A 22373-nucleotide genomic window follows, 5' to 3' on the forward strand; every position below is an offset into this window, starting at 1 on the left:
TCAGCCTTGAAGTATGCCACGGCCCCGGGCGTTCGTCCTTGGGCCGTTCGGCAGGGGGCGTCCGGGTTAGAGGGGCGGGGCCACCGCCCCGCGTGCCGCGTAGAAAGACTCACGGAAGGCCAGGAAGGTTCCCGCCTCGATGGCCGCACGGATGTCGGCCATGAGCTTTTCGTAATAGAACAGGTTGTGCAGGGTGCCCAGCATCGGCGCCAGCATCTCGTTGCAGCGGTCCAGGTGGCGCAGGTAGGAACGGGTATAGCCACCGGTGCAGGCCACGCAGCCGCAGCCCGGCTCGATCGGGTCCATGTCGCGCGCGTACTGGGAATTACGGATGCGGACGGTGCCGAACGAGGTGAAATAATGGCCGTTGCGCGCATTGCGGGTCGGCATCACGCAGTCGAACATGTCCACGCCACGTGCGACACCCTCGACCAGGTCCTCCGGCCGGCCCACGCCCATCAGGTAACGCGGGCGGTCGCCCGGCAGCTCCGGATCCAGGTGGTCGAGCATGGCGTTGCGCTCGTGCTCCGGCTCGCCCACGGCCAGGCCGCCGATGGCGTAGCCGTCGAAGCCGATCGCCTGCAGGGCGTCGGCCGAGCGGCTGCGCAGGTCGGTGTGCACGCCCCCCTGGACGATGCCGAACAAGGCCGCGTCGTTGCCCAGCTCGTCATGCGCGTTGCGGCTGCGCTGGGCCCAGCGCAGGCTCAGCTCCATGGAACGGCGGGCAACGTCTTCGGTGGCCGGGTATGGGGTGCACTCGTCGAAGATCATCACGATGTCCGAATCGAGCACCTTCTGGATCTTCATGCTCTCCTCGGGACCGAGGAACACGCGGGCGCCGTCGGTGGGCGAGGCAAAGGTCACGCCCTGCTCGGTGATCTTGCGTCGATGGGCCAGCGAGAACACCTGGAAACCACCGGAGTCGGTCAGGATCGGGCCATCCCAGCGGCAGAAGCCGTGCAGCCCGCCGTGGTCGGCGATGATGTCCAGGCCCGGGCGCAGGTACAGGTGGAAGGTGTTGCCGAGGATGATCTCGGCGCCCAGCGCCCGCACCTGGTCCGGCAGGATGCCCTTGACCGAGCCATAGGTCCCCACCGGCATGAAGGCCGGCGTTTCCACCGTGCCACGCGGGAAGGTCAGGCGGCCACGGCGGGCACGGCCATCGCGGGTCTGGAGCTGGAACTGCAGTCGGGACATGGAGCGGTCATTCGGGCAAATAGTTGTCTATTGTCTCCCAAGAAGGCGTACGCACCAAGGTGCGCACCCACAGGTGCCCCGGCTTCCCAGGGGCCCTGCCCTCCCAAGCCGCCCTGCCCGCTCAGCCCGCCTGCGGGAACAGCAGCATCGCGTCGCCGTAGCTGAAGAAGCGGTAGCGCTGCTCGATCGCGTGCCGGTAGGCCTCGAACACGCGGTCCTTGCCTGCAAACGCCGAGATCATCATCAGCAGCGTGCTTTCCGGCAGGTGGAAATTGGTCACCATCGCGTCGACGCTGCGGATGCGGTAGCCCGGGGTGATGAAGATCTGGGTCTCGCCGGCGAACGGCAGCAGCTCGCCATCGCGCATCGCGCTTTCCAGCGCGCGCACCACGGTGGTGCCGACGCCGATCACCCGGCCGCCGCCGGCGCGCGTGCGCCGCACCTGCTGCACCAGTTCGGCGCCGACGTTCAGCCACTCGCGGTGCATAACGTGGTCCTTCAGGTCATCGGCGCGCACCGGCTGGAAGGTGCCCGCACCCACATGCAGGGTGACGTGGCCGAACTCCACGCCCTTGTCCTTCAGCGCCGCCAGCAGCGGCTCGTCGAAATGCAGGCCGGCGGTAGGTGCCGCCACCGCGCCTACCTCGCGCGCGAACACGGTCTGGTACCGCTCGCGGTCGTCCACGCCCGGCTCGCGCTGGATGTAGGGCGGCAACGGCAGGCGGCCGGCATGCAGCAGCCACTGCTCCAGCGACTCCGGCACATGGAACTGCAGCACGTAGAACTCGCCATCGCGGCCCAGCACCTCGGCTTCGCCACCGGCATCCAGCGCGATGCGACTGCCGGCCTTCGGCGACTTGCTGGCGCCGACCTGCGCACGCGCCTGCTGACCGCCGAGCAGGCGCTCGATCAGGATCTCCACGCGGCCGCCGCTGGCCTTCTGCCCGAACAGGCGCGCCGGAATCACCCGGGTGTCGTTGAACACCAGCAGGTCGCCCGGCTGCAGCAGCGACGGCAGGTCACGCACCTGCAGGTCGGTGAAGGCGGCAGGTGCCGGCGGTACCAGCAGCAGGCGGCTGGCGGAGCGTTCGGCCAGGGGAGCCTGCGCGATCAGTTCAGCCGGCAGGTCGTAGTGGAAATCGGACTTCTTCAAGGCGGTGGGCGGCAACAGGTCGACAATGGCGCGCATTGTACGTCCAGCGTCTGCGAGCCGGCGCACTTCGCGGCGAACGTCGCGCAAAATGCTGCTATGCAGCAGGTTTCTGCGGGGTTATCGCGCAAAAAAACAAGTGCTAGCATCGAACCGGAAGTCCGCTGCACGAGCCTGCCCCAAGCGCGCGTGATGACGCGCGTTTTGCTTTTGATGGCCCGTGCGACCCATTGTTTCAGGAGATCTGCAATGAGCTTCATCGAACGCCTCGCCCCCCTGCGCAACCAGCCCGGCACCCGCCTCACTACCGGCCTGGACGATGCCACCCTGACCGCCCTGTCCGCCAACCACCCGCAGCTGATCGCCGCAGTGGACGCCGCCGCCGAGGAATTCGCGCGCGTGCAGGCCGACCTGGGGCCGCTGCTGGCACAGGACGAACAGGCACAGATCGACGCGATGCAGGACGGATTCGTCAATTTCTATGCCGATGACGCGGTGACCCCGTACGTGGCGCTGGCCGCGCGCGGCCCATGGGTGGTCACCCTGAAGGGCGCCGTGCTGTACGACGCCGGCGGCTACGGCATGCTCGGCTTCGGGCACACCCCGGACGCCGTGCTGGAGGCCATGGCGCGCCCACAGGTGATGGCCAACATCATGACCCCCAGCCTGTCGCAGCAGCGCTTCATCACCGCCCTGCGCGCCGAGATCGGCCACCGCCGTGGCGGCTGCCCGTTCGCCCGTTTCATGTGCCTGAATTCCGGCTCCGAAGCCGTCGGCCTGGCCGCGCGCATCGCCGACGTCAACGCCAAGCTGCAGACCGATCCTGGCGCACGTCACGCCGGCGCTACGATCAAGCGCGTGGTGGTCAAGGGCAGCTTCCATGGCCGTACCGACCGCCCTGCCCTCTATTCGGATTCCAGCCGCAAGAGCTACATGCACCACCTGGCCAGCTACCGTGGCGAGGACTCGGTGATCACCGTGGCGCCTTACGACGAGGCCGGCCTGCGCAAGGTGTTCGAGGATGCTGCACGCAACCAATGGTTCATCGAAGCCGTATTCCTGGAGCCGGTGATGGGCGAAGGCGACCCGGGCCGTTCGGTGCCGCCGTCGTTCTATGCCGTTGCCCGTGAGCTGACCCGTGCGCATGGCAGCCTGCTGCTGCTCGACTCGATCCAGGCCGGCCTGCGCGCGCATGGCGTGCTGTCGGTGGTCGATTACCCGGGCTTTGAAGGCCTTGACCCGCCGGACATGGAGACCTATTCCAAGGCGCTCAACGCCGCGCAGTACCCGCTGTCGGTGCTGGCGGTGACCGAGCATGCTGCGCAGCTGTACCGCAAGGGCATCTACGGCAACACCATGACCAGCAACCCGCGTGCGCTGGACGTCGCCTGCGCCACCCTGGCACAGCTGACCCCACAGGTACGCGCCAACATCGCCGAGCGCGGTGCCGAGGCCGTGCGCAAGCTGGAACAGCTCAAGAGCGAGCTGGGCGGCCTGATCACCAAGGTGCAGGGCACCGGGCTGCTGTTCTCGTGCGAGCTGGCCCCGCAGTTCAAGTGTTATGGCGCCAACTCCACCGAGGAATGGCTGCGCCAGCACGGCATCAACGTGATTCACGGTGGTGAGAACTCGCTGCGCTTCACCCCGCACTTCGGCATGGACAGCCAGGAGCTGGACCTGCTGGTGGCCATGGTGGGCCGTGCCCTGCGTGAAGGCCCGCGCCGCGAGCAGGCCGCGGCGGCGTAAGCCATCGCTTTGGTAGAACCGGAGGCAGCGGCAGGAGCCGCTGCCAACGTCGCTGGCGACGGCCCGAAGGGTGATGGTCAGGACGACCGGCATCGCCTTGCTTGGCTGACGCCTTTGCCGTGATCTGAACGAAGGGCAGCCGAGCCCGGAACCATCCCCCGGAACGGAGGGCTCCGCGCGCATTGCGATGCGAGGTGGTGCAATGGCACCGCCGGTTAAACGCGGCGCGGCTCGGCGCTACAGAAGGCCTGTCAAGGCCTCATAATCCACTGACACCCCGTCTCTGACCGCCCTGCGGTCGGCGACGGGGCGTTTTCGTTTCCGGCCAAGAGACAGGAAGATCCATGAAATCGATCTGTGTGTACTGTGGTTCCAACGCTGGCAGCAAGCCGGCCTATACCGAACGCGCCATTGCACTGGGCGACCGCATTGCCCGCGATGGCCTGCGCCTGGTGTATGGCGGCGGCAACGTTGGCCTGATGGGTACCGTGGCCAACGCCGTGCTCGCCGCTGGCGGCGAGGTGACCGGCGTGATCCCGCGCCAGCTGGCCGACTGGGAAGTGGCCCACCGCGGCCTGACCGAACTGGAGATCGTCGGCTCGATGCATGAGCGCAAGTCGCGCATGTTCGACCTCGCCGATGGCTTCGTTGCCCTGCCCGGTGGCTTCGGCACCATGGAAGAGATCTTCGAGATGCTGACCTGGCGCCAGCTGGGCATCGGCAACAAGCCGTGCGCGTTCCTCGATGTGGAAGGTTTCTACGCGCCGCTGATCGGCATGATCGACCGCATGGTGGAAGAGCGTTTCCTGCATCCGGACCAGCGCCAGGACCTCTGGTACGGCTCGGACATCGAGGAAATGCTGGTGTGGATGCAGAACTACCAGCCGGCCCAGGCCTCGAAGTGGATCGACGAGAAACGTCGCTCGGCTCTGCGCTGAAGCGAACCGTCGCGGTGGCTCACGCCAGCGTCCGTGCCCACGGTGCGGGACGGCCCAGCAGGTATCCCTGGCCATAGTCGCAACCGAGTTCGCGCAGTGTCTGCCGCTGCGCCTCGGTCTCGATGCCTTCGCCAATGGTTTCGATGCCCAGGGTGCGGGCCAGTGACAGCACGCCTTCGACCAGCGCGCGCGTGCTCTGCACTTCCGGCCCGTGCAGGCCGGCGATGAAACTCTGGTCGATCTTCAATGTACTGATCGGGAATCGGTGCAGGTAGGACAGCGCAGAGAAGCCGGTACCAAAGTCGTCCAGCTGCACCTGGATGCCACGCTCGCGCAGGCCCTGCAGGATGCGCAGCGTGTGCGGCGCATCGTCCAGCAGCGCGACCTCGGTAATCTCCAGCCGCAGCCGGCGCGGATCGGCGCCACACGCGTCGAGCAGGCCGAATAGGCGTTCGCTGAACTCGGCCGAGCGGAAATGGCGCGGCGAAACGTTCACCGAGACATAGCTCTGCCCACCTTCGGCCAGGCGCGCGATGACCTGCTCGTAGATCAGCCAGTCGACCTGTTCGATCAGGCCGCTTTCCTCTCCCAGCTCCAGGAACGCGCCGGGCAACAGCAGGCCACGACGCTCGTGCTGCCAGCGGAGCAATGCCTCATGTCCCACCACTTCGCCATCGGACAGGCGCACGATCGGCTGGAAGAACGGAACGAAATCACGGTTGTTGATCGCGCGCCGCAGATCGGCTTCCAGGTCGAGGCTGCGCATGGCCTGTTCACGCATGTCCTCGTCGAAGATCGCGCAGCGGTCATGGCCCTGCGCCTTGGCCCGGTACATCGCCGCGTCCGCATCACGCAGCAGCTCCTCGCCGGTACGGTAGCGCGGATTCCACAGCGCGATGCCCAGGCTGCCGGACGGGAACAGTTCGCGGCCGGCGATCCACATCGACTCCTGCAGTGCCAGCAGCAGGCGCTGGCCGAAATCCAGTGCCTGTGCCAGGCCCTGCGGGCATTGCAGCAGTACCGCGAATTCATCACCGCCCAGCCGTGCCACCACATCATCGGCACCGGCCATCGATACGATGCGCTTGGCCACCTCCACCAGCATGCGGTCACCCGCGGCGTGGCCGATGCTGTCGTTGACCAGCTTGAAGCGATCCAGGTCGAGGAACAGCACGGCGAACACCGGCCCACCCTCGCGCTTGGCCAGCGCCAGCGCATCCTGCAGGCGATCGAGCAGGTGCAGCCGGTTGGGCAGGCCGGTCAGCGCATCATGCATGGCCTGATGGGTCAGGCGTTGCTCGGCCCGCAGGCGCTCGCCGATCTGGCCGAGCAACTTCTCGTTGACCTCGGCCAGCTCACGCGTGCGTTCCTCCACGCGCTTTTCCAGTTCGGCATGCGCCAAACGCAGCCGTTGCTGGTCGCGCTGGCGCGCCAACCCGGTTCCGATGTTCTGCGCAACGAACGTCAACAGCCGCTGATCGTGCACGCTGAACGTACTGTTCTCGCTGTAGCTCTGCACCACGATCGCACCGACCACCTCGTCATCGCGCAGCAGCGGCACGCCCAGCCAGCAATGCGAGCGCGCGCCGGATTCACGCACCTCGCCACTGGCCAGCAGCGCATCGATCTGGGCGCGTGAGGCCAGCAGGGGCCGCCGGTTGCGCACCACGTATTCGGTCAGGCCGCGACTGAACGGACGAGGTGCACGGCTGGCATTGTGCTCGTCCACCGAATAGACGAAGTCCAGGCCGTTGCCGCTTCCGTTCACCAGCGCGATATAGAAGTTGCGCGCATCGAGCAGGCGCCCGACCACGCCATGCACCTGCCCGTAGAACTGGGCCAGGCTGTCGGCCGACATCGCCATTTCGGCAATGTTGTACAGCGCGGTCTGCAGTTGCTCGGCGCGCCGGCGCTCCGCCACTTCATCCTGCAGGCTGTGGTTGGCGCGCTGCAGTTCCAGCGTACGCCGCTCCACCTGTTGCTCCAGCCGGACCTGCGCCTGGCGCCGATCCATCGCAGTCTGCACGTGCTGCGCGACAAAGCCCAGCAACGCCCGCTCGGCCTCGCCATAACGGGCCGCCAGCTCATAGCTCTGCACCACGATCGCGCCGCATACCCGGCCATCGCGCAGCATCGGCACACCCAGCCAGTCCAGGCTTTCGGGGCCACGCTGCGGGTCGTGCTCCTGCTCGACCACGCGCGCCAGCAGTTCGCGCGAGGGTCCGCTGAGCGGCTTGCCATGGCGCAGCAGCGCGACGGTCAAGCTGCGCGGCATCTCGGCGGCGTCATGGCTCTGCGTCGGGTCGGCGACGAAATCGTCGACCTGGTCGGCGAAGTACAGGAAGCGGATCTGGTCACGCACATCATCGTATTCAACGATGTAGCAGTTCTCGGCATACATCAGCGTGCCGAGCACGCCGTGCACGTGACGCAGCATCTCCGACATTTCCAGATCGGCGCCGGCCAGATCGGCGATCTGGAACAGCGCCTGCTGCAACCGTTCAGCTTCTTCCAGCGCCTTGATCTGCCCGGCCTGGCGGCCACGCTGCAGTGCCAGTTCCATGGCCTGACGGGCCAGCCCCCACCACGCCGCGGAAGGCACGGCGCCTTCCACCGACAACTGCAGGCGTGCACCGTCATGTTCCCAGCCATGGGAGCCCTCGCCGATGCCCGGCGCAGTGAACGCGCCTGCCGCCCCGTCGGCCGGCCATCCGCCCTGACCACGCCCGAGCTGCGGGTCGTCCCAGCCGACGCGGACCAAGGCCGTTTCCGGCAAAAGCGCATGCAACGCGCGCACCAGCGCCGTGCTCAGCACGGCCTCGTGTGGTGGCTCTTTCGCCGGTTCAGCATGCGTGGACAAATGACAATCTCTTGGCGCCGTCGATGCGTCGCCTCCCCTGAGCCGACGAGCATAGCGCGCCACCCGGGGGGCAATGGAAGCCCGTAAACCCCGAATCGTGCGCCCGTACGTTTTTCCTGCCGTCCGCAGCCTCTTCCGAGCCATGACCCTCGCCCTGCCCGCCCCTGCCACCGGCTATGCGCCATCGCCTGCAGGCCTTACCCTGTACGCCGTGGAAGCCAGCGCACTGCCAACCGATGAAGCCTTGATGCTGGCCTGGGCCGGCGGCGACCTGCACGCGTTCGAAAGCCTGTATGCGCGCCATCGCAAGCGACTGTTCGGTTTCCTGCTGCGCCAACTGCGCGACAACGCGCTGGCCGAGGAGATCTTCCAGGACGTCTGGCAGCGGGTGATCAGCGCCCGTGCCGGGTGGCAGCCCGAAGCAGCGTTCAGCACCTGGCTGTTCCGCATCGCCCACAACCGCCTGAACGACCATTGGCGCGCCGCCCGCCATCGCCCTGCCGCGCCGGCCGACGCCGATCTGCGCCTGGCCGCGATCGAGGACGGGCAGACCCCGGAAGCCGAACTTTCCGAATTCGAACAACGTCGCCGCATCCAGCTGGCGATGGAGCAATTGCCGCCCGAGCAGCGCGAAGTGCTGCAACTGCGGCTGGATCAGGAACTGAGCCTGGAGGAGATCGGCCAGATCACCGGCGTAGGCCGGGAAACCGTGAAATCGCGGCTGCGCTATGCGATGGACAAGCTGCGTGCGGGATTGAACGCATGAACCGAGACGAACCGCTGACGCCGGAAGAACGCGAGCTGGCCCGGCTGCTCGGCCGTCGCGCCGAGCAGGCACCACCGGCCGCACTGGACGCCGCCATCCTGGCCGCGGCGCGTGCCGCGGTTGACGCTCCGGGTACCGATGTTGCTGCCTCTCCCGCGGCGCCGCGCAAGCAGCGCACAGGCCCGCGCTGGCCAGCGGTGTTCGGCATCGCCGCTTCGATGGTGTTCGCCATTGGCATCGCCTGGCAGCTGCGTCCTGAACCGCCACCGGTTCCGGCGGGCGAGACTGCTGTTGCCGCAGCACCGGCTGCGGCAGAAGACGTCGCGGCTGCCGATCAGGCCGCTGGAAGTGGTTCAGCCGACAGCGCAGTGGCGGTTGCGGAACCAGCCGCTGCTCCGGCAGCACCCGAGTCCGCCCCTGTTTCCGCTGCCCCGGCACCGGCCATCGCGCGTGCGCACAAGCCTGCGCCGGCCAAGACCGCTGAAGTGCCGGCCCAGGCTGCACGGTCCATGGCCGCGGATGCGGCCGCCGACACCTCCTTTGCGGCGCTCCCGCCCGCTCCGGCTGCAGCACCGCCAGCGCCACCTGCACCGGCCGCCTACTCGGCACCCGCACCCGCACCGGCATTCGCGCCAGCAGCGTCCGGGGCAATGAAAGCACGCACGGCCGCGGCACCGGCAACCAATGCCGCCGAGGCCGAGCGGACGCAGGCGCTGGATCGGGTGGAGATCACCTCGATGAAGCGTGAGGCGCCCAGCCGTTCCGCACCGGGCATCATGCGCCGCGGCAGCGACGCGGGCCTGAGCGCGGATGCCGTGCAGGCCGAGGTGGACGCCGACGCGCGACTGCCGCGCCGGCAGTGGCTGCAGAAGATCCGCGCGCGACGCGACGACGGCCAGCGCGATCTGGCCCGCGCCAGCCTGGAGCGCTACGTGCAGCAGTATCCGGAAGCCCGCCTGCCGCGCGACCTGCGCCCGTTGCTGGACGACTGAAGCAGAACGTGACCTCCGGCGACCCCGTAGAATGACGGGAATGCTCGATACCCTCGCCCAGCCTGTCAGCCACACGCTGGAAGTCAAACACAGTCGTTTCATCGCCCATGCTGCGCCGATCGACAGCGCCGCAGCGGCCATGGCGATCCTGCAGCAGGTTGCAGCAGCCGACGCGACCCACAACTGCTGGGCCTACCGGTACGGCCAGGACTACCGCTCCAGCGATGATGGCGAGCCCGCTGGAACGGCCGGACGACCGATCCTGGCGGCAATCGATGGCCAGGGTTTCGACCGTGTGATGGTGGTGGTGACGCGCTGGTTCGGCGGCATCAAGCTGGGCGCCGGTGGACTGGTGCGCGCCTACGGTGGCGCTGCCGCCGAGTGCCTGCGCACCGCCCCCCGCCTGCCCCTGGTGGCGATGGCCCGGCTGCAGCTGCTGGCCGGCTTCGAGGACCTGGGCATCCTGCACGCCACCCTGCCCGCCTTCGGCGCCGGGAAACTCGATGAACAGTTCGATGCCAACGGCGTGTGCCTGCGGGCCGAATTGCCGGCCGATCAGGTCGATGCATTGAAAATCCGCCTGCGCGACGCCACCCGTGACCGTATCCGCATACAAGACGACAACCAGGATGACTGACAAGGACGACGCCCCTGCCTCGACCCCGCCGCTGCGCCGCCTTGGCAGCCTGCGGACGTTGTGGCCGTTCGTGCGCCGCCACAGCGGGTTGTTCACCGCCTGGCTGCTTGCCCTGGCGGTCTCTTCGGCCGCCACGCTGAGCCTGCCCCCCGCCGTGAAGCAGATGATCGACCACGGCTTCACCAGCGGTGGCCAGATCAACCGTGCCTTCGCCCTGCTGATGCTGGTGGCGGTGGTGCTGGCACTGGCGACGGCCGCACGGTTCTTCTTCGTGTCGCTGCTGGGCGAGAAGGTCGTCGCCGACCTGCGCAGCCGCCTGTATGCACACCTGATCCAGCTCGGCGCCGGTTTCCACGACCGCAGCCGCAGCGGCGAACTGGTCTCGCGCCTGACCGCCGACAGCGAACTGCTGCGCAGCGTGGTCGGCTCGACCATGTCGGTCGCCCTGCGCAGCAGCGTCACCGTGGTCGGCAGCCTGGCGATGCTGTTCGTCACCAGCCCGCGGCTGGCCGCGTGGTCACTGCTCGGCATCCCGCTGGCGGTGCTGCCGATCATCGTCGGCGCGCGCAAGCTGCGTACGGTTGCGCGCAGCAGCCAGGACCGCATCGCCGATGCCAACAGCCTGGCCAGCGAGACGCTGGGCGCCGTGCGCACGGTGCAGGCGCATGCGCGCGAGCCCTATGAGCGCGGGCGCTTTGACAAGGCGCTGGGCGATGCCATCGGTGCCGCACGCCGGCGCATCGGTGCGCAATCGCTGGTTACCGCCAGTGCCATCCTGTTGGTGTTTGGCGCCATCGTTGGCGTGCTGTGGCTGGGCGCGCACGATGTCATCGACGGCCGCCTCAGTGCCGGCACGCTGGGCCAGTTCGTGTTGTACGCGCTGATCGGCGGCGGCTCGGTGGGCGCCCTGGCCGAAGTGTGGAACGAGCTGCAGCGTGCGGCCGGTGGCATGGGCCGTATCGGCGAGCTGCTGCAGGAAGACATCGAGATCCGTGCGCCGGCGCAGCCGCACGCACTGCCGCAACCGCTACGCGGCGAAATCCAGTTCGACGACGTGGTGTTCCACTACCCGCAGCGCCCGGACCAGGCCGCGCTGGACCACTTCAACCTGCATGTCCGCCCGGGTGAGACCGTGGCCCTGGTCGGCCCGTCGGGCGCAGGCAAGAGCACGGTGCTGTCGATGCTGCTGCGCTTCCACGATCCGGCCAGCGGCCGCATCTGCGTGGATGGCATCGACGTGCGCCAGGTCGATCCGGCCGAGCTGCGCGCGCAGCTGGCACTGGTACCGCAGCAGCCGACGCTGTTCGCAGCCAGTGCACGCGACAACATCCGCTACGGCAGGCTGCAGGCCAGCGACGCCGAGGTCGAGGACGCCGCACGTGCAGCAGAGGCCGATGGCTTCCTGCGGGCATTGCCGCAAGGCTACGACAGTGAACTGGGCGAGCGCGGCGCACGCCTGTCCGGTGGCCAGCAGCAGCGCGTGGCGATCGCCCGCGCGTTGCTGAAGGATGCGCCGATCCTGCTGCTCGATGAGGCCACCAGCGCACTGGATGCGCAGAGCGAGCATGGCGTGCAGCAGGCACTTGAGCGGCTGATGGCCGGTCGCACCACGCTGGTCATCGCCCACCGCCTGGCCACCGTGCTCAAGGCCGACCGCATCGTGGTGATGGACCAGGGCCGTATCGTCGCCGAAGGTACCCATGCGCAGCTGCTGGCCGAAGGCGGACTGTACGCTGAACTGGCACGACTGCAGTTCATCGATTGATGACGGCCGGCTAACATCGGCAAGACCAAGCTGGCCGCGCACCCGCAGCATCCGCTGAAGGAGGTACGCGATGTCGTTCCGTCAGTTCCCCGCCGTGGACAGTAATGGCGAAAGCCACATCATCATCGAATTCAAGCCCGAGGCGAACGGCGGCGGGCACCACTCCGAAGCCACGCCGCGCTATGAGCTGGATGACGGGCGCCAGCTGGTGCGCAATGGGCGTGAGTTCACCACCAGTGGTGGTGAACTGCGGTTGACGATTTGAGGTTCGCCGGGCATGGCCCGGCGCTACCGCATTCGTGCTGCTCCGCGCTCGCGCTACCGGATCTCCATCCTCCGCTCTGGCAGGTTTCGACCTTGATCGACACGCTTTTGGCCAAAAGCGCCCGAGCATGGTTCGCCCCTACAGAAAAGCGTGGCCAATTTTTCGCCAGGCATCTTGACAGCCTTTGCCTGCAAGGGCTGAGCGAGGTTATCCACACGTTTGCTCAGGATCCATCCACACCGCCTGTGGATGAATGTGGTCAGCCGAGCACCCGCCCGATGCCGCTGGCGTCCACTTCCGCAGCCGCCCGGGTGATCGCTGCCGGATCACTGCCGGCGATGAACCCGATGCGGAAGTGCACTTCGCCACCAGGCGTACGTGAGGAATGGATCGAGGCCAGGCTGATGCGATGCTGCTCGAACACGTTCAGCAGCTCGCGCAGCGAGCCGGGCCGATCTTCCGGCAGGTGTACTGACAGCGCGTTGCGCTCGGTCAGGTCAGCCAGCAGATAGCCCACGCGTTCGAACGTGTAGTTGCCGTCCGCCAGCGCCTGCTCGCCGAAGGCAGTGCGATTGGCCGACAGCAGTTGCTCGCGGAATGCACCACGTGCACCGTCGTCACCCTGCACGACCTGCGCCTGCAATGCCTGCAGCTGGCCTACCAGCCGCTCCAGCATCGGCGCCACGTACGGGTTGCCGAACTGGATGTCTTCGTAGATCGCCGGATTGAGCGACAGGATGCGCGAAATGATCGCCGTATCCAGCTCGAACGATGCCGAACGGTACGGCATCATCGCAGCCAGATCGCCCAGCTGCGGCTGGTACTGGCGCAACACGCCGGCCTGGGCCAGATGGGTGGCATGCACCATCGCCTGCACCAGCGCCATCATCTGGTCGTGGTGCTGCGGCGTGGCCCGCACGCACTCGGCCTGCAGCGCGGCGCACAGCGTATCGACCCACGCCTGCCAAAGCTGCAGCCGCGCTTCGCAGACCACCATCACTCTGCCCTTCAGGGTCGGCGCCTTCGGCGGCGCGGTCATCGGGTGCAGGCCGACCACTTCGGCCCGCGACGCCAGCATCGCCTGCACCGGCGCCTCCTTTACCGAGGTCACATCCAGCCACAGCCTGCCCTGCTCGCGGCCCGCCGATTGCCGCACGTACTCGGCGATCAACGCCGGGGTGTGCCGGATCGGTGCCGAGAACACCAGCACATCGGCCTGCGCCAGCAGGTGTTCCGGCGTGTGCGAACCTGGGTCGGCCGGATCGTGGCCGATCACCTGCAACTGCAGGTGCTGCTGGAAGAAGCGGGTCAGCCAGCGCCCGTAGGCGCCAGCGCTGCCGATGATGCCGACCGTGCGCGGCGTGCGTGGGTCCAGGCCGCTCATGCAACGCGTTCGGCGCGGAAGCGCGTGCCTTCGGCCAGCGCCGCCGGCGCGGCGGCGACCACGTCGAATTCCTCGAAGCCGTTGTCCAGGGTCGCCTCCAGCGCCGCATGGGTGCCGGCAATCGCACGCGAAATCGCCTGCTGCATCGATTCGCCGCGCAGCAGGAACGACACCACCAGCGACATCAGCACATCGCCGGTACCCGCCACGTCCACCGGCAGCAGCGGCGAGGTCCAGCGCCAGGTTTCCTCGCGGCCGACGGCCAGGGTCACCAGTTCACCCGGGGTGCCGCCCACGCTGTGCGCGATCACCCAATGCGGGCCGCGATCCAGCAGCGTGCGCGCGGCGGCGATGGCATCGGCCTCGGCCAGCGCCGGCATGCCGGTCAGGCGATTCAGTTCGAAAGCGTTCGGCGTCACCAGCCAGGCATGCGGCAACAGGCGCTCGGCGAAGATCGCTTCCAGCCCGGGTTCCACGTAGGGGCCGGTGTGCGTATCGCCAATCACCGGGTCCAGGCAATAGCGCAGCTGCGGGCAGGCCGGCAGGATCCCGTCCAGCCAGTCGGCGAAGGCGGCGCCGTTGGCGGTGCTGCCGAAGTAGCCGGAGACCAGCATCTTCGCCCGTTGTGGCAGGCCACGCTCGTGGCTGCCCAGCAGCAGGTCGGCGAACCAGTCAGCGGGCAGCACGCGGCCACGCGTGGTGTCGTAGAAAGGCGCATTGCTCAGCAGCACGGTCGGGATTTCCGCCACGCGCACGCCCAGCGCGCGCATCGGCGGTACGGCGGCACTGTTGCCGGCGTGGCCGTAGACAAGCTGCGACTGGACCGAGATGACATCGATCGGCGACGGGCCATCCGGCCGCTGGCGGCGGCCGTGGACCAGGTGGTTATCAAGGGATTCGCTCATGGCCGCATTCTACGCCCGGTGGAGTGTTCGGCAGGGCTTGCAGCCCTGCACCTGCTCAATGCAACGGCAAGAGCCAAAGCCAGAGCGGCATTCCGTGGGATGGCGGGGCACTGTGGGTTTGCGGGGACGCCGTAAACCCGTCCATGGGGGCTTGGTCGCCGCATCCATGCGGCTCACACCCCGCAAACCCACAGTGCCCCGCCTTCGACAGGTTCATGCGGCTGTTGGTAGGTGTCGACCTTGGTCGACACATCTGTCAGATATCGAATGAATTCATCCACGCATGGCATGGGTCTACCGTGTCGACCAAGGTCGACACCTACCAGTGCCGGACGCTGTTCCAACAGATCGCGGAAAACCGTCGAAGGCGGGGTGGGTCCGGTGGCGGGGGCGTGAGCCGCATGGATGCGGCGACCGAGCTTACATGGACGTACTTGCAGCGGCCCCCGCCACCGGACCCACCCCGCCACCCCACGGATAGCGCGCTTCGGCTGTTGCCGTTGCCTCTGCGGGTGCAGGGCTGCAAGCCCTGCAAACCAAACCCCCTCAGTGAGCAGCAGGCCGCGACGGCGGCAACCACGCCGCCACGATGCCCAGCAACGGCAGGAACGCGGTCAGCTGGTAGACGTACTCGATGCTGGTTCTGTCCGCCAGCAGGCCGAGCACGGCGGCACCCAGCCCGCCCATACCGAACGCGAAACCGAAGAACAGGCCGGACACCATGCCGATGCGGTGCGGCATCATCTCCTGCGCATAGACCACGATCGCCGAGAACGCCGAAGACAGCACGAAGCCGATCAGCACCGCCAGCACCGTCGTCCACAACAGGTCGGCATGCGGCAGCATCAGCGCGAACGGCGCCACGCCGAGGATCGAGGTCCAGATGATCGGCTTGCGGCCGATCCGGTCACCCAACGGGCCGCCGAGGAAGCCGCCAGCGGCGGACGCCACCAGGAACGCGAACAGGTGCAGCTGCGCCTGCGCCACCGGAATGCCGAAATGATGGATCAGGTAGAAGGTGAAGTAGCTGCCGATGCTGGCCATGTAGAAGTACTTGCTGAAGATCAGCACCAGCAGGATCGCCAGCACCTTGGCCACCGTGCGTGGTGGATGGCGCGGCGCCATCGAGGCGGTACTGGCCGGGCGCGGCGTGCCCAGATGCAACGCGTACCAGCGGCCAACATAGGTCAGCAATGCGATGCCGATCAGGGCCGCGCCTGCGAACCACGACGCGGCATGCTGGCCGTACGGCACGATCACTGCCGCCGCAATCAGCGGGCCCAACGCGGTACCGAAATTGCCCCCCACCTGGAACACCGACTGTGCGAAGCCATGACGGCCGCCCGAGGCGAGCCGCGCGATGCGCGAGGCCTCCGGATGGAAGATCGCCGAGCCGATGCCGACCATTGCCGCTGCCAGCAGCACCATCGCGTAGTTCGGCGCGAAGCCGAGCAGCAGCATGCCGCACAAGGTCGAGGCCATGCCGATCGGTAGCGAATACGGTGCCGGGCGGCGGTCGGTGGCTACACCGATCAACGGCTGGAAGATCGACGCAGTGAGCTGGTAGGTCAGCGTGATCAGGCCGATCTGGGTGAAGCTGAGATTGAAGCCGCCCTTGATCACCGGATAGATGGCCAGGATCAGCGACTGCATCATGTCGTTGACGACGTGCGAGGTGGAAATGGCGGCCAGCACGCCGGGAGCCGCCGGGCGTGAGGTCGTTGCGGGAGAAGCCAGGGTGGACATGGACGCAGTCAGGTTGGGGGCGAGCCACGCATGCTACGGTTGCCCCTCTCTCCCTTCTGCCGCGTTCAGGTCATGCCCTATCGCAAAAAGGACATTGCCAGTGACGTCGATCCGGTCGCGCCCTGGCGGGAGGTTCCACTGCATCGCCCGGTCACCTATCGGGTCACCCAGTACCCCGTAGGTACCCACATCCCTGGTCACAAGCACCAGCGCCACCAGCTCGTCTACGCCATCTCCGGCCTGATGGTGGTGCGGTCGGAAGTCGGGCGCTGGGTGGTCCCATCGAACCGCGCGATCTGGATGCCGGCCGGCATGGTGCACGCGGTGGACTGCATCGCTGCCGTGCACATGCGCAGCCTGTACATCGATCCGTCGTTCGCCTTGCACCTGCCAGCCGAGCCGTTCGCGGTGCAGGTCTCGCCCCTGCTGCGCGAGCTGCTGCAGGCCGCCACGCTGGTCAAGGGCGAGCACATCGCGGACAGCCGCGATGGCCGCGTGGTCCGCCTGCTGCTGGACGAGCTGCACCGCATGGACGTGCTGCCGTTGCACCTGCCTGCGCCAAGCGACCCGCGCCTGCAGCGGATCTGCCAGCACCTGCAGAAGCACCCCGGCGATGACGCCACGCTGCAGGACTGGGCGCAGGCGCTGGAGGTGGACGTGAAAACCATCCAGCGGCGCTTCGCCACCGAGCTGGGCATGACCTTCGGGCAGTGGCGGCAGCAGGCAAGGCTGCTGGCCGCGATGGAGCGGTTGGCGATCGGCGACAAGGTCATCGATGTCGCGCTGGCGACGGGCTACGACAGCCCCAGCGCGTTCACCAGCATGTTCAAGCGCCAGCTGGGGCAGACACCTGCGGCGTTTTTCCGGTAACGCCGTCCACGCATGGCGTGGATCCACCATCGCGGCGCATGCCCGGCGGAAACCATCGCAGATCGCAAACGAGAACGCCGGGCATGGCCCGGCGCTTCCGCTCAACGCTTCCGTTGAAGAACTCAGGACGTCATCCGGTCCCAGAAGCCCTTCACGCCGTCGATGAAAGTGGCCGATTTCGGCGAATGCTTGCGCGCTTCCTCGCCGACGAAGGTGGCTTCGAACTGTTCCAGCAGCTTGCGCTGCTCGTTGGTGAGGTTCACCGGCGTCTCCACCACCACGCGGCAGTACAGGTCGCCTTCGCTGCGGCTGCGCACCGAACGCACGCCCTTGCCGCGCAGGCGGAACAGCTTGCCGGTCTGGGTCTCGGCCGGGATGCGGATCTCCGCTTCGCCGCCGAGGGTGGCCACGCGCACGGTGTCGCCCAGCGCCGCCTGCGAGATGCGGATCGGCACCTCGCAGTGCAGATCATCGCCATCGCGCTGGAAGATGGCATGCTCGCGCACGCGCACTTCCACGTACAGATCACCCGGCGGCGTGCCGGCCGGGCCGGCCTCGCCCTCGCCCTGCAGGCGGATGCGGTCGCCGGTGTCGACGCCGGCCGGCACCTTCACCGACAGCACCTTGTCTTCCTCGACACGGCCGTTGCCGTGGCAGGTCTTGCAGGGCTTGGCGATGATCTGGCCACGGCCGCCGCAGTTGTGGCAGGCCTGCTGCATGGCGAAGATGCCGCGCTGGATGCGCACCTGACCACGGCCATGGCACACGTTGCAGGTCTCGACCTTGCCGTCTTCGGAGCCACTGCCATCGCAGTCGCCGCATTCGGCCAGGGTCGGGATCTCGATGCGGCGCTCGACGCCGCGCACGGCCTCTTCCAGGTCCAGTTCCATCACGTAGCCGATGTCGGCGCCGCGACGGGCCTGGCGCGGACCACCGCCGCCACCGCCAAAAATGTTGCCGAAGATATCGCCGAAGATATCGTTCATGTCCGGGCCGCCCGGACCACCACCACCCATGCCATGCTCGAACGCGGCGTGGCCGTGGCTGTCGTACATGCGGCGCTTGTTGCCGTCGGACAGTACTTCGTAGGCTTCCTTGCACTCCTTGAAGGAGGCTTCGGCCGCCGTATCGCCCGGGTTGCGGTCCGGGTGGAACTTCATCGCGCAGCGACGGTAGGCCTTCTTCAGCTCGTCGTCGGTGGCGGTGCGGGCAACGCCCAGCACTTCGTAGTAATCGCGCTTGCTCATATCGTGAATCGGGTTCCGGAACGTCGGGATTCGTCAAAGCGGAAGAGCGGAACCAGGTCCGCTCTTGCGTCGGGCGCCCCGACACGCCGGTAGGCGGTCAGGACCCTGATGCGACAACGGGACGCTGGTGGCCAGCGTCCCGCGTCGGTCCGGATCAGGACTTCTTGTCGTCCTTGACTTCGGTGAACTCAGCGTCGACCACGTCGTCCTGCGCCTTGCCGGCATTGCCGGCGTCGGCACCCGGGGCACCGCCCTGGTCGGCCGAAGCAGCGGCGAACAGCGACTGGCCAGCTTCTTCCAGTGCCTTCGACTTGGCTTCGATCTGTGCCTTGTCGTCGCCCTTCATCGCGGTTTCCAGGTCAGCCAGCGCCGCCTCGACCTTGCCGATGACATCGCCGCCGACCTTGCTGCCGTGCTCGGTGATGGCGCTGCGGGTGCCGTGGATCAGGGCGTCGGCCTGGTTGCGGGCCTGCACCAGTTCCTGGAACTTCTTGTCTTCTTCGCGGTTGGCTTCCGCGTCGGCGACCATGCGCGCGATCTCCTCCTCGGACAGGCCCGAACCAGCCTTGATCTCGACCTTCTGTTCCTTGTTGGTCTTCTTGTCCTTGGCCGACACGTGCAGGATGCCGTTGGCGTCGATGTCGAAGGACACTTCCACCTGCGGCAGGCCGCGCGGGGCCGGCTCGATGCCGGACAGGTCGAACTTGGCCAGCGACTTGTTGAAGCGGGCCTGTTCGCGCTCACCCTGCAGCACGTGCACGGTCACGGCCGACTGGTTGTCCTCGGCGGTGGAGAACACCTGCGAGGCCTTGGTCGGGATGGTGGTGTTCTTCTCGATGATCTTGGTGAACACGCCACCCATGGTTTCGATACCCAGCGACAGCGGGGTCACGTCCAGCAGCAGCACGTCCTTGACGTCGCCGCCCAGCACGCCGCCCTGGATCGCCGCACCCAGTGCCACGGCTTCGTCCGGGTTGACGTCCTTGCGCGGTTCCTTGCCGAAGAACTCGGTCACCGCCTGCTGCACCTTCGGCATGCGGGTCTGGCCGCCGACCAGGATCACTTCGCTGATGTCGCTCGAACGCAGGCCGGCATCGTTCAGGGCGACGCGGCACGGCTCGATCGACTTCTTGATCAGGTCGTCCACCAGTGCTTCCAGCTTGGCGCGGGTCAGCTTGATGTTCAGGTGCTTCGGACCCGACGCGTCAGCGGTGACGTACGGCAGGTTCACTTCGGTCTGCTGGGCGCTGGACAGCTCGATCTTGGCGCGCTCGGCAGCATCCTTCAGGCGCTGCAGGGCCAGCGGATCCTTGCGCAGGTCGATGCCCTGGTCCTTGTTGAATTCTTCAACCAGGTACTCGATGACGCGGTTGTCGAAGTCTTCGCCACCCAGGAAGGTGTCGCCGTTGGTGGCCAGCACTTCGAACTGCTTCTCGCCGTCGACATTGGCGATCTCGATCACCGAGACGTCGAAGGTGCCGCCGCCCAGGTCGTACACCACGATCTTGCGATCCTTGTTGTCGCCCTTGTCCAGGCCGTAGGCCAGCGCAGCCGCGGTCGGCTCGTTGATGATGCGCTTGACGTCCAGGCCGGCGATGCGCCCGGCGTCCTTGGTCGCCTGGCGCTGGCTGTCGTTGAAGTAGGCCGGCACGGTAATGACCGCTTCGGTGACCTTCTCACCGAGGAAGTCCTCGGCGGTCTTCTTCATCTTCTCCAGCACCTTGGCCGAGATTTCCTGCGGGGCCATCTTCTTGCCGTCGCTGGTGGCGACCCAGGCATCGCCATTGTCATGGGCCAGGATGCTGTACGGGACGTGGGCGATGTCCTTCTGCACCTCGCCATCGGTGAACTTGCGGCCGATCAGGCGCTTCACCGCATAGAAGGTGTTCTTCGGGTTGGTCACGGCCTGGCGCTTGGCCGAGGCACCGACCAGGACTTCGCCGTCCTTGGTGTAGGCGACGATCGACGGGGTGGTGCGATCGCCTTCCGAATTCTCGATGACGCGGGCCTTGCCGCCGTCCATGATCGCCACGCACGAGTTGGTGGTGCCGAGGTCGATACCAATGATCTTGCCCATGGGGGAGACTCCTGAGGATGCTTGTTGGGGTCAGTCCGGCCGTTCGGCCGGTGGATGAATACGATGTGGGGGAGGCCCGTGGAACATTCAAGCCACCTCCCGAACGCTGTGTTTCCGACGATCCGGCGCATTCAGCGTCGGGTCGGGTGACGGGTCTGCCCGCCGCCCGGCCCTGCCGGATCAGTCGGCGGCCACCACCACCAGCGCCGGCCGCAGCAGGCGCTCGTTGAGCAGGTAGCCCTTCTGGAACACGGTCACCACGCTGCCCGGGGCAGCGCCCGGGGTCGGCACCTGGCTGATGGCCTGGTGGTGTTCCGGGTTGAACGGCTGGCCGATCGGATCCAGCAGCGCCAGGCCGTTGTCGGCGGCGACCTTCAGCAGCTGCTTGTAGGTCAGCTCCAGGCCTTCGCGCAGCGGGTGCGGGTCGTCGCCGGCGGCCTTCAGGCCGGCATCCAGGCTGTCGAACACCGGCAGCAGCTCGCCCAGCAGCTTCTCGTTGGCGAACTTGCGGGCCTGCTCGATGTCACGGGCAACACGCTTGCGCTGGTTTTCCAGGTCGGCGCGCTCACGCAGCGCATCGGCCTTGACCTGCTCGACTTCGGCGCGCAGGCGCTCGACTTCGTCGTTGACGCCGGCGGTGGCAGCCGCATCGGCGGCACTCTGCTGGGATTCGATATCTGGATGTTCGTGGTTCATGTCTGGGTCCCTGGCGGTCACTCTCCGCCTCCACCCACCCTAGTGTGGGCGGGATGCTGCGTTTCAAGCGTCGGATGTTCCCGGCGTGCGTCCGGCCGGTGAAAAGGCCGCGCCAAGCACATCGGCGGTGGCCTGGACCAGCGGGATCACCCGGTCGTAGGCCATCCGCTTGGGACCGATCACGCCCAGCACGCCCAGCACCTGGCCATTGGCGGTGTACGGGGCAGTGACCAGCGAGACGCCCTGCAGCGGCATCATTCCGGTCTCTTCGCCGATGAAGATGCGCACCCCCGGCGCCTGGATGGTCCGCTCCAGCAGCTGCAGGATCTCGCGCTTGCTGGAGAACAGCTCGAACAGTTCGCGCAGGCGCTCCAGGTCGGACAGGTCCTGCACGCCCATCAAGCGGGTCTGCCCGGCCACCAGCATGTCGTCGGCCGCCGGCTGCAGGGCCTGCTCGGCCAGTTCGATGCTGTGGGTCAGCAACTGCTCCAGTTCGGACCGGGCGTCGCACAGCTCCAGCAGCAGTCGGGTACGGATCTCGGCCATCGGCAGGCCGGCGAAATGCGCATTGAGGTAGTTGGCGACCTGCTCCAGCTGGCCTGGCGCAAACTCCTGCCGGGTCTCGATCACCCGGTTCTGCACCTCGTTGTCGGCAAATACCAGGATCGCCAGCACCCGGCGCCCATCCAGCGCCACGAAATCGATCTGGCGGAAGGCGAACTGCTCGCGCCGCGGTGCGCTGACCACGCCGACGAAGTGGCTCATCGCCGACAGCAGCTCCGAGGCGCTGCCGAGCAGGGCCTGGGTGCTGCCGCCACCGGCCAGTTCCTGGCGCAACCGGGCCAGCTCGCCCTCGCCCGGCGGCTGCATCTGCAGCAGGCTGTCGACGAACACCCGGTAGCCATGCGCGGTCGGGACGCGGCCGGCCGAGGTATGTGGCGAGGCCAGCAGGCCCAGATCCTCCAGGTCGCCCAGGATGTTGCGGATGGTGGCCGGGCTGACCTCCAGGCCGGCCACGCGCGCCAGCGTCTGCGAGCCGACCGGCTCGCCGTCCTGGATGTATCGCGCGATCAGCGTGCGCAGCAGGTGGCGCGCACGCGGGGCAAGCTGGTCGGGAGAACCGTGCATGGAA

18 protein-coding genes are annotated in these 22373 nt (G+C 67.4%); 8 read left to right on the top strand and 10 right to left on the bottom strand.

Features of this window, described 5'->3' with window-relative positions:
• Positions 1-66 precede the first annotated feature (66 nt).
• The gene (gene tgt, locus AC5P7S_RS04225) at positions 67-1197 is read right to left on the bottom strand and encodes a tRNA guanosine(34) transglycosylase Tgt (protein WP_014646826.1); all 1131 of its coding nucleotides are present in this window, start codon (positions 1195-1197) and stop codon (positions 67-69) included.
• 121 nt (positions 1198-1318) lie between these two features.
• On the bottom strand, positions 1319-2386 hold the full coding sequence (gene queA / locus AC5P7S_RS04230; protein WP_095377741.1) for a tRNA preQ1(34) S-adenosylmethionine ribosyltransferase-isomerase QueA: 1068 nt from the start codon (positions 2384-2386) through the stop codon (positions 1319-1321).
• A gap of 210 nt (positions 2387-2596) precedes the next feature.
• Here queA and AC5P7S_RS04235 point away from each other — a divergent pair, with 210 nt between their 5' ends.
• Together AC5P7S_RS04235 and AC5P7S_RS04240 are read left to right on the top strand one after the other, a co-directional pair.
• Positions 2597-4093 (top strand): aminotransferase class III-fold pyridoxal phosphate-dependent enzyme, encoded by a 1497-nt coding sequence (locus tag AC5P7S_RS04235; protein ID WP_095377742.1) that lies wholly within the window; start codon positions 2597-2599, stop codon positions 4091-4093.
• Positions 4094-4437: 344 nt separating this feature from the next.
• On the top strand, positions 4438-5031 hold the full coding sequence (locus tag AC5P7S_RS04240; RefSeq protein WP_005416197.1) for an LOG family protein: 594 nt from the start codon (positions 4438-4440) through the stop codon (positions 5029-5031).
• A 19-nt stretch (positions 5032-5050) separates the two neighbouring features.
• Here AC5P7S_RS04240 and AC5P7S_RS04245 read toward each other — a convergent pair whose 3' ends face one another.
• Positions 5051-7891 carry a bifunctional diguanylate cyclase/phosphodiesterase gene (locus AC5P7S_RS04245; protein WP_095377743.1) on the bottom strand — a complete coding sequence of 947 codons (2841 nt, stop codon included), beginning with the start codon at positions 7889-7891 and terminating at the stop codon, positions 5051-5053.
• A gap of 247 nt (positions 7892-8138) precedes the next feature.
• On the opposite strand from AC5P7S_RS04245, the gene AC5P7S_RS04250 reads away from it, so the two are divergent.
• From AC5P7S_RS04250 to AC5P7S_RS04270, 5 genes are all read left to right on the top strand, one after another.
• Positions 8139-8657 (top strand): RNA polymerase sigma factor, encoded by a 519-nt coding sequence (locus AC5P7S_RS04250; RefSeq protein WP_229298559.1) that lies wholly within the window; start codon positions 8139-8141, stop codon positions 8655-8657.
• On the top strand, positions 8654-9649 hold the full coding sequence (locus AC5P7S_RS04255; RefSeq protein WP_095377744.1) for a hypothetical protein: 996 nt from the start codon (positions 8654-8656) through the stop codon (positions 9647-9649). The genes AC5P7S_RS04250 and AC5P7S_RS04255 overlap by 4 nt, the downstream gene beginning before the upstream one ends.
• A 40-nt stretch (positions 9650-9689) precedes the next feature.
• Positions 9690-10286: an IMPACT family protein gene (locus tag AC5P7S_RS04260; RefSeq protein WP_005416193.1), complete on the top strand. Its 597-nt coding sequence runs from the start codon at positions 9690-9692 to the stop codon at positions 10284-10286.
• Positions 10279-12051, top strand: coding sequence for an ABC transporter transmembrane domain-containing protein (locus AC5P7S_RS04265; protein WP_053500873.1), 1773 nt, complete (start codon positions 10279-10281; stop codon positions 12049-12051). Before AC5P7S_RS04260 ends, AC5P7S_RS04265 begins: the two co-directional genes overlap by 8 nt.
• Positions 12052-12121: 70 nt before the next feature.
• Entirely contained in the window at positions 12122-12316 is a 195-nt protein-coding gene (locus tag AC5P7S_RS04270) for a hypothetical protein (protein WP_095377745.1), read from the top strand.
• Positions 12317-12575: 259 nt separating this feature from the next.
• Here AC5P7S_RS04270 and AC5P7S_RS04275 read toward each other — a convergent pair whose 3' ends face one another.
• The 3 genes from AC5P7S_RS04275 to AC5P7S_RS04285 form a co-directional block, all read right to left on the bottom strand.
• The gene (locus tag AC5P7S_RS04275; RefSeq protein WP_095377746.1) at positions 12576-13700 is read right to left on the bottom strand and encodes a prephenate dehydrogenase; all 1125 of its coding nucleotides are present in this window, start codon (positions 13698-13700) and stop codon (positions 12576-12578) included.
• On the bottom strand, positions 13697-14605 hold the full coding sequence (pdxY, locus tag AC5P7S_RS04280) for a pyridoxal kinase (protein ID WP_095377747.1): 909 nt from the start codon (positions 14603-14605) through the stop codon (positions 13697-13699). Before pdxY ends, AC5P7S_RS04275 begins: the two co-directional genes overlap by 4 nt.
• Positions 14606-15151: 546 nt before the next feature.
• Complete coding sequence (locus tag AC5P7S_RS04285) at positions 15152-16351, bottom strand: MFS transporter (RefSeq protein ID WP_005416188.1); 1200 nt, start codon at positions 16349-16351, stop codon at positions 15152-15154.
• A gap of 72 nt (positions 16352-16423) precedes the next feature.
• Between AC5P7S_RS04285 and AC5P7S_RS04290 the strand changes: the two genes are divergently transcribed.
• Positions 16424-17221 (top strand): AraC family transcriptional regulator, encoded by a 798-nt coding sequence (locus AC5P7S_RS04290; RefSeq protein ID WP_095377354.1) that lies wholly within the window; start codon positions 16424-16426, stop codon positions 17219-17221.
• A 122-nt stretch (positions 17222-17343) separates the two neighbouring features.
• On the opposite strand, the gene dnaJ is transcribed toward AC5P7S_RS04290, so the two are convergent.
• From dnaJ to hrcA, 4 genes are all read right to left on the bottom strand, one after another.
• Positions 17344-18468: a molecular chaperone DnaJ gene (gene dnaJ, locus AC5P7S_RS04295; protein ID WP_095377355.1), complete on the bottom strand. Its 1125-nt coding sequence runs from the start codon at positions 18466-18468 to the stop codon at positions 17344-17346.
• Between the two features lie 154 nt (positions 18469-18622).
• Positions 18623-20545: a molecular chaperone DnaK gene (dnaK, locus tag AC5P7S_RS04300; RefSeq protein ID WP_005416183.1), complete on the bottom strand. Its 1923-nt coding sequence runs from the start codon at positions 20543-20545 to the stop codon at positions 18623-18625.
• A 180-nt stretch (positions 20546-20725) separates the two neighbouring features.
• Positions 20726-21241 carry a nucleotide exchange factor GrpE gene (gene grpE / locus AC5P7S_RS04305; protein ID WP_005416181.1) on the bottom strand — a complete coding sequence of 172 codons (516 nt, stop codon included), beginning with the start codon at positions 21239-21241 and terminating at the stop codon, positions 20726-20728.
• 63 nt (positions 21242-21304) lie between these two features.
• Positions 21305-22369 (bottom strand): heat-inducible transcriptional repressor HrcA, encoded by a 1065-nt coding sequence (gene hrcA / locus AC5P7S_RS04310; protein ID WP_095377356.1) that lies wholly within the window; start codon positions 22367-22369, stop codon positions 21305-21307.
• Positions 22370-22373 lie beyond the last annotated feature (4 nt).

This window comes from Stenotrophomonas sp. YJH_SMC_32, assembly GCF_059369975.1.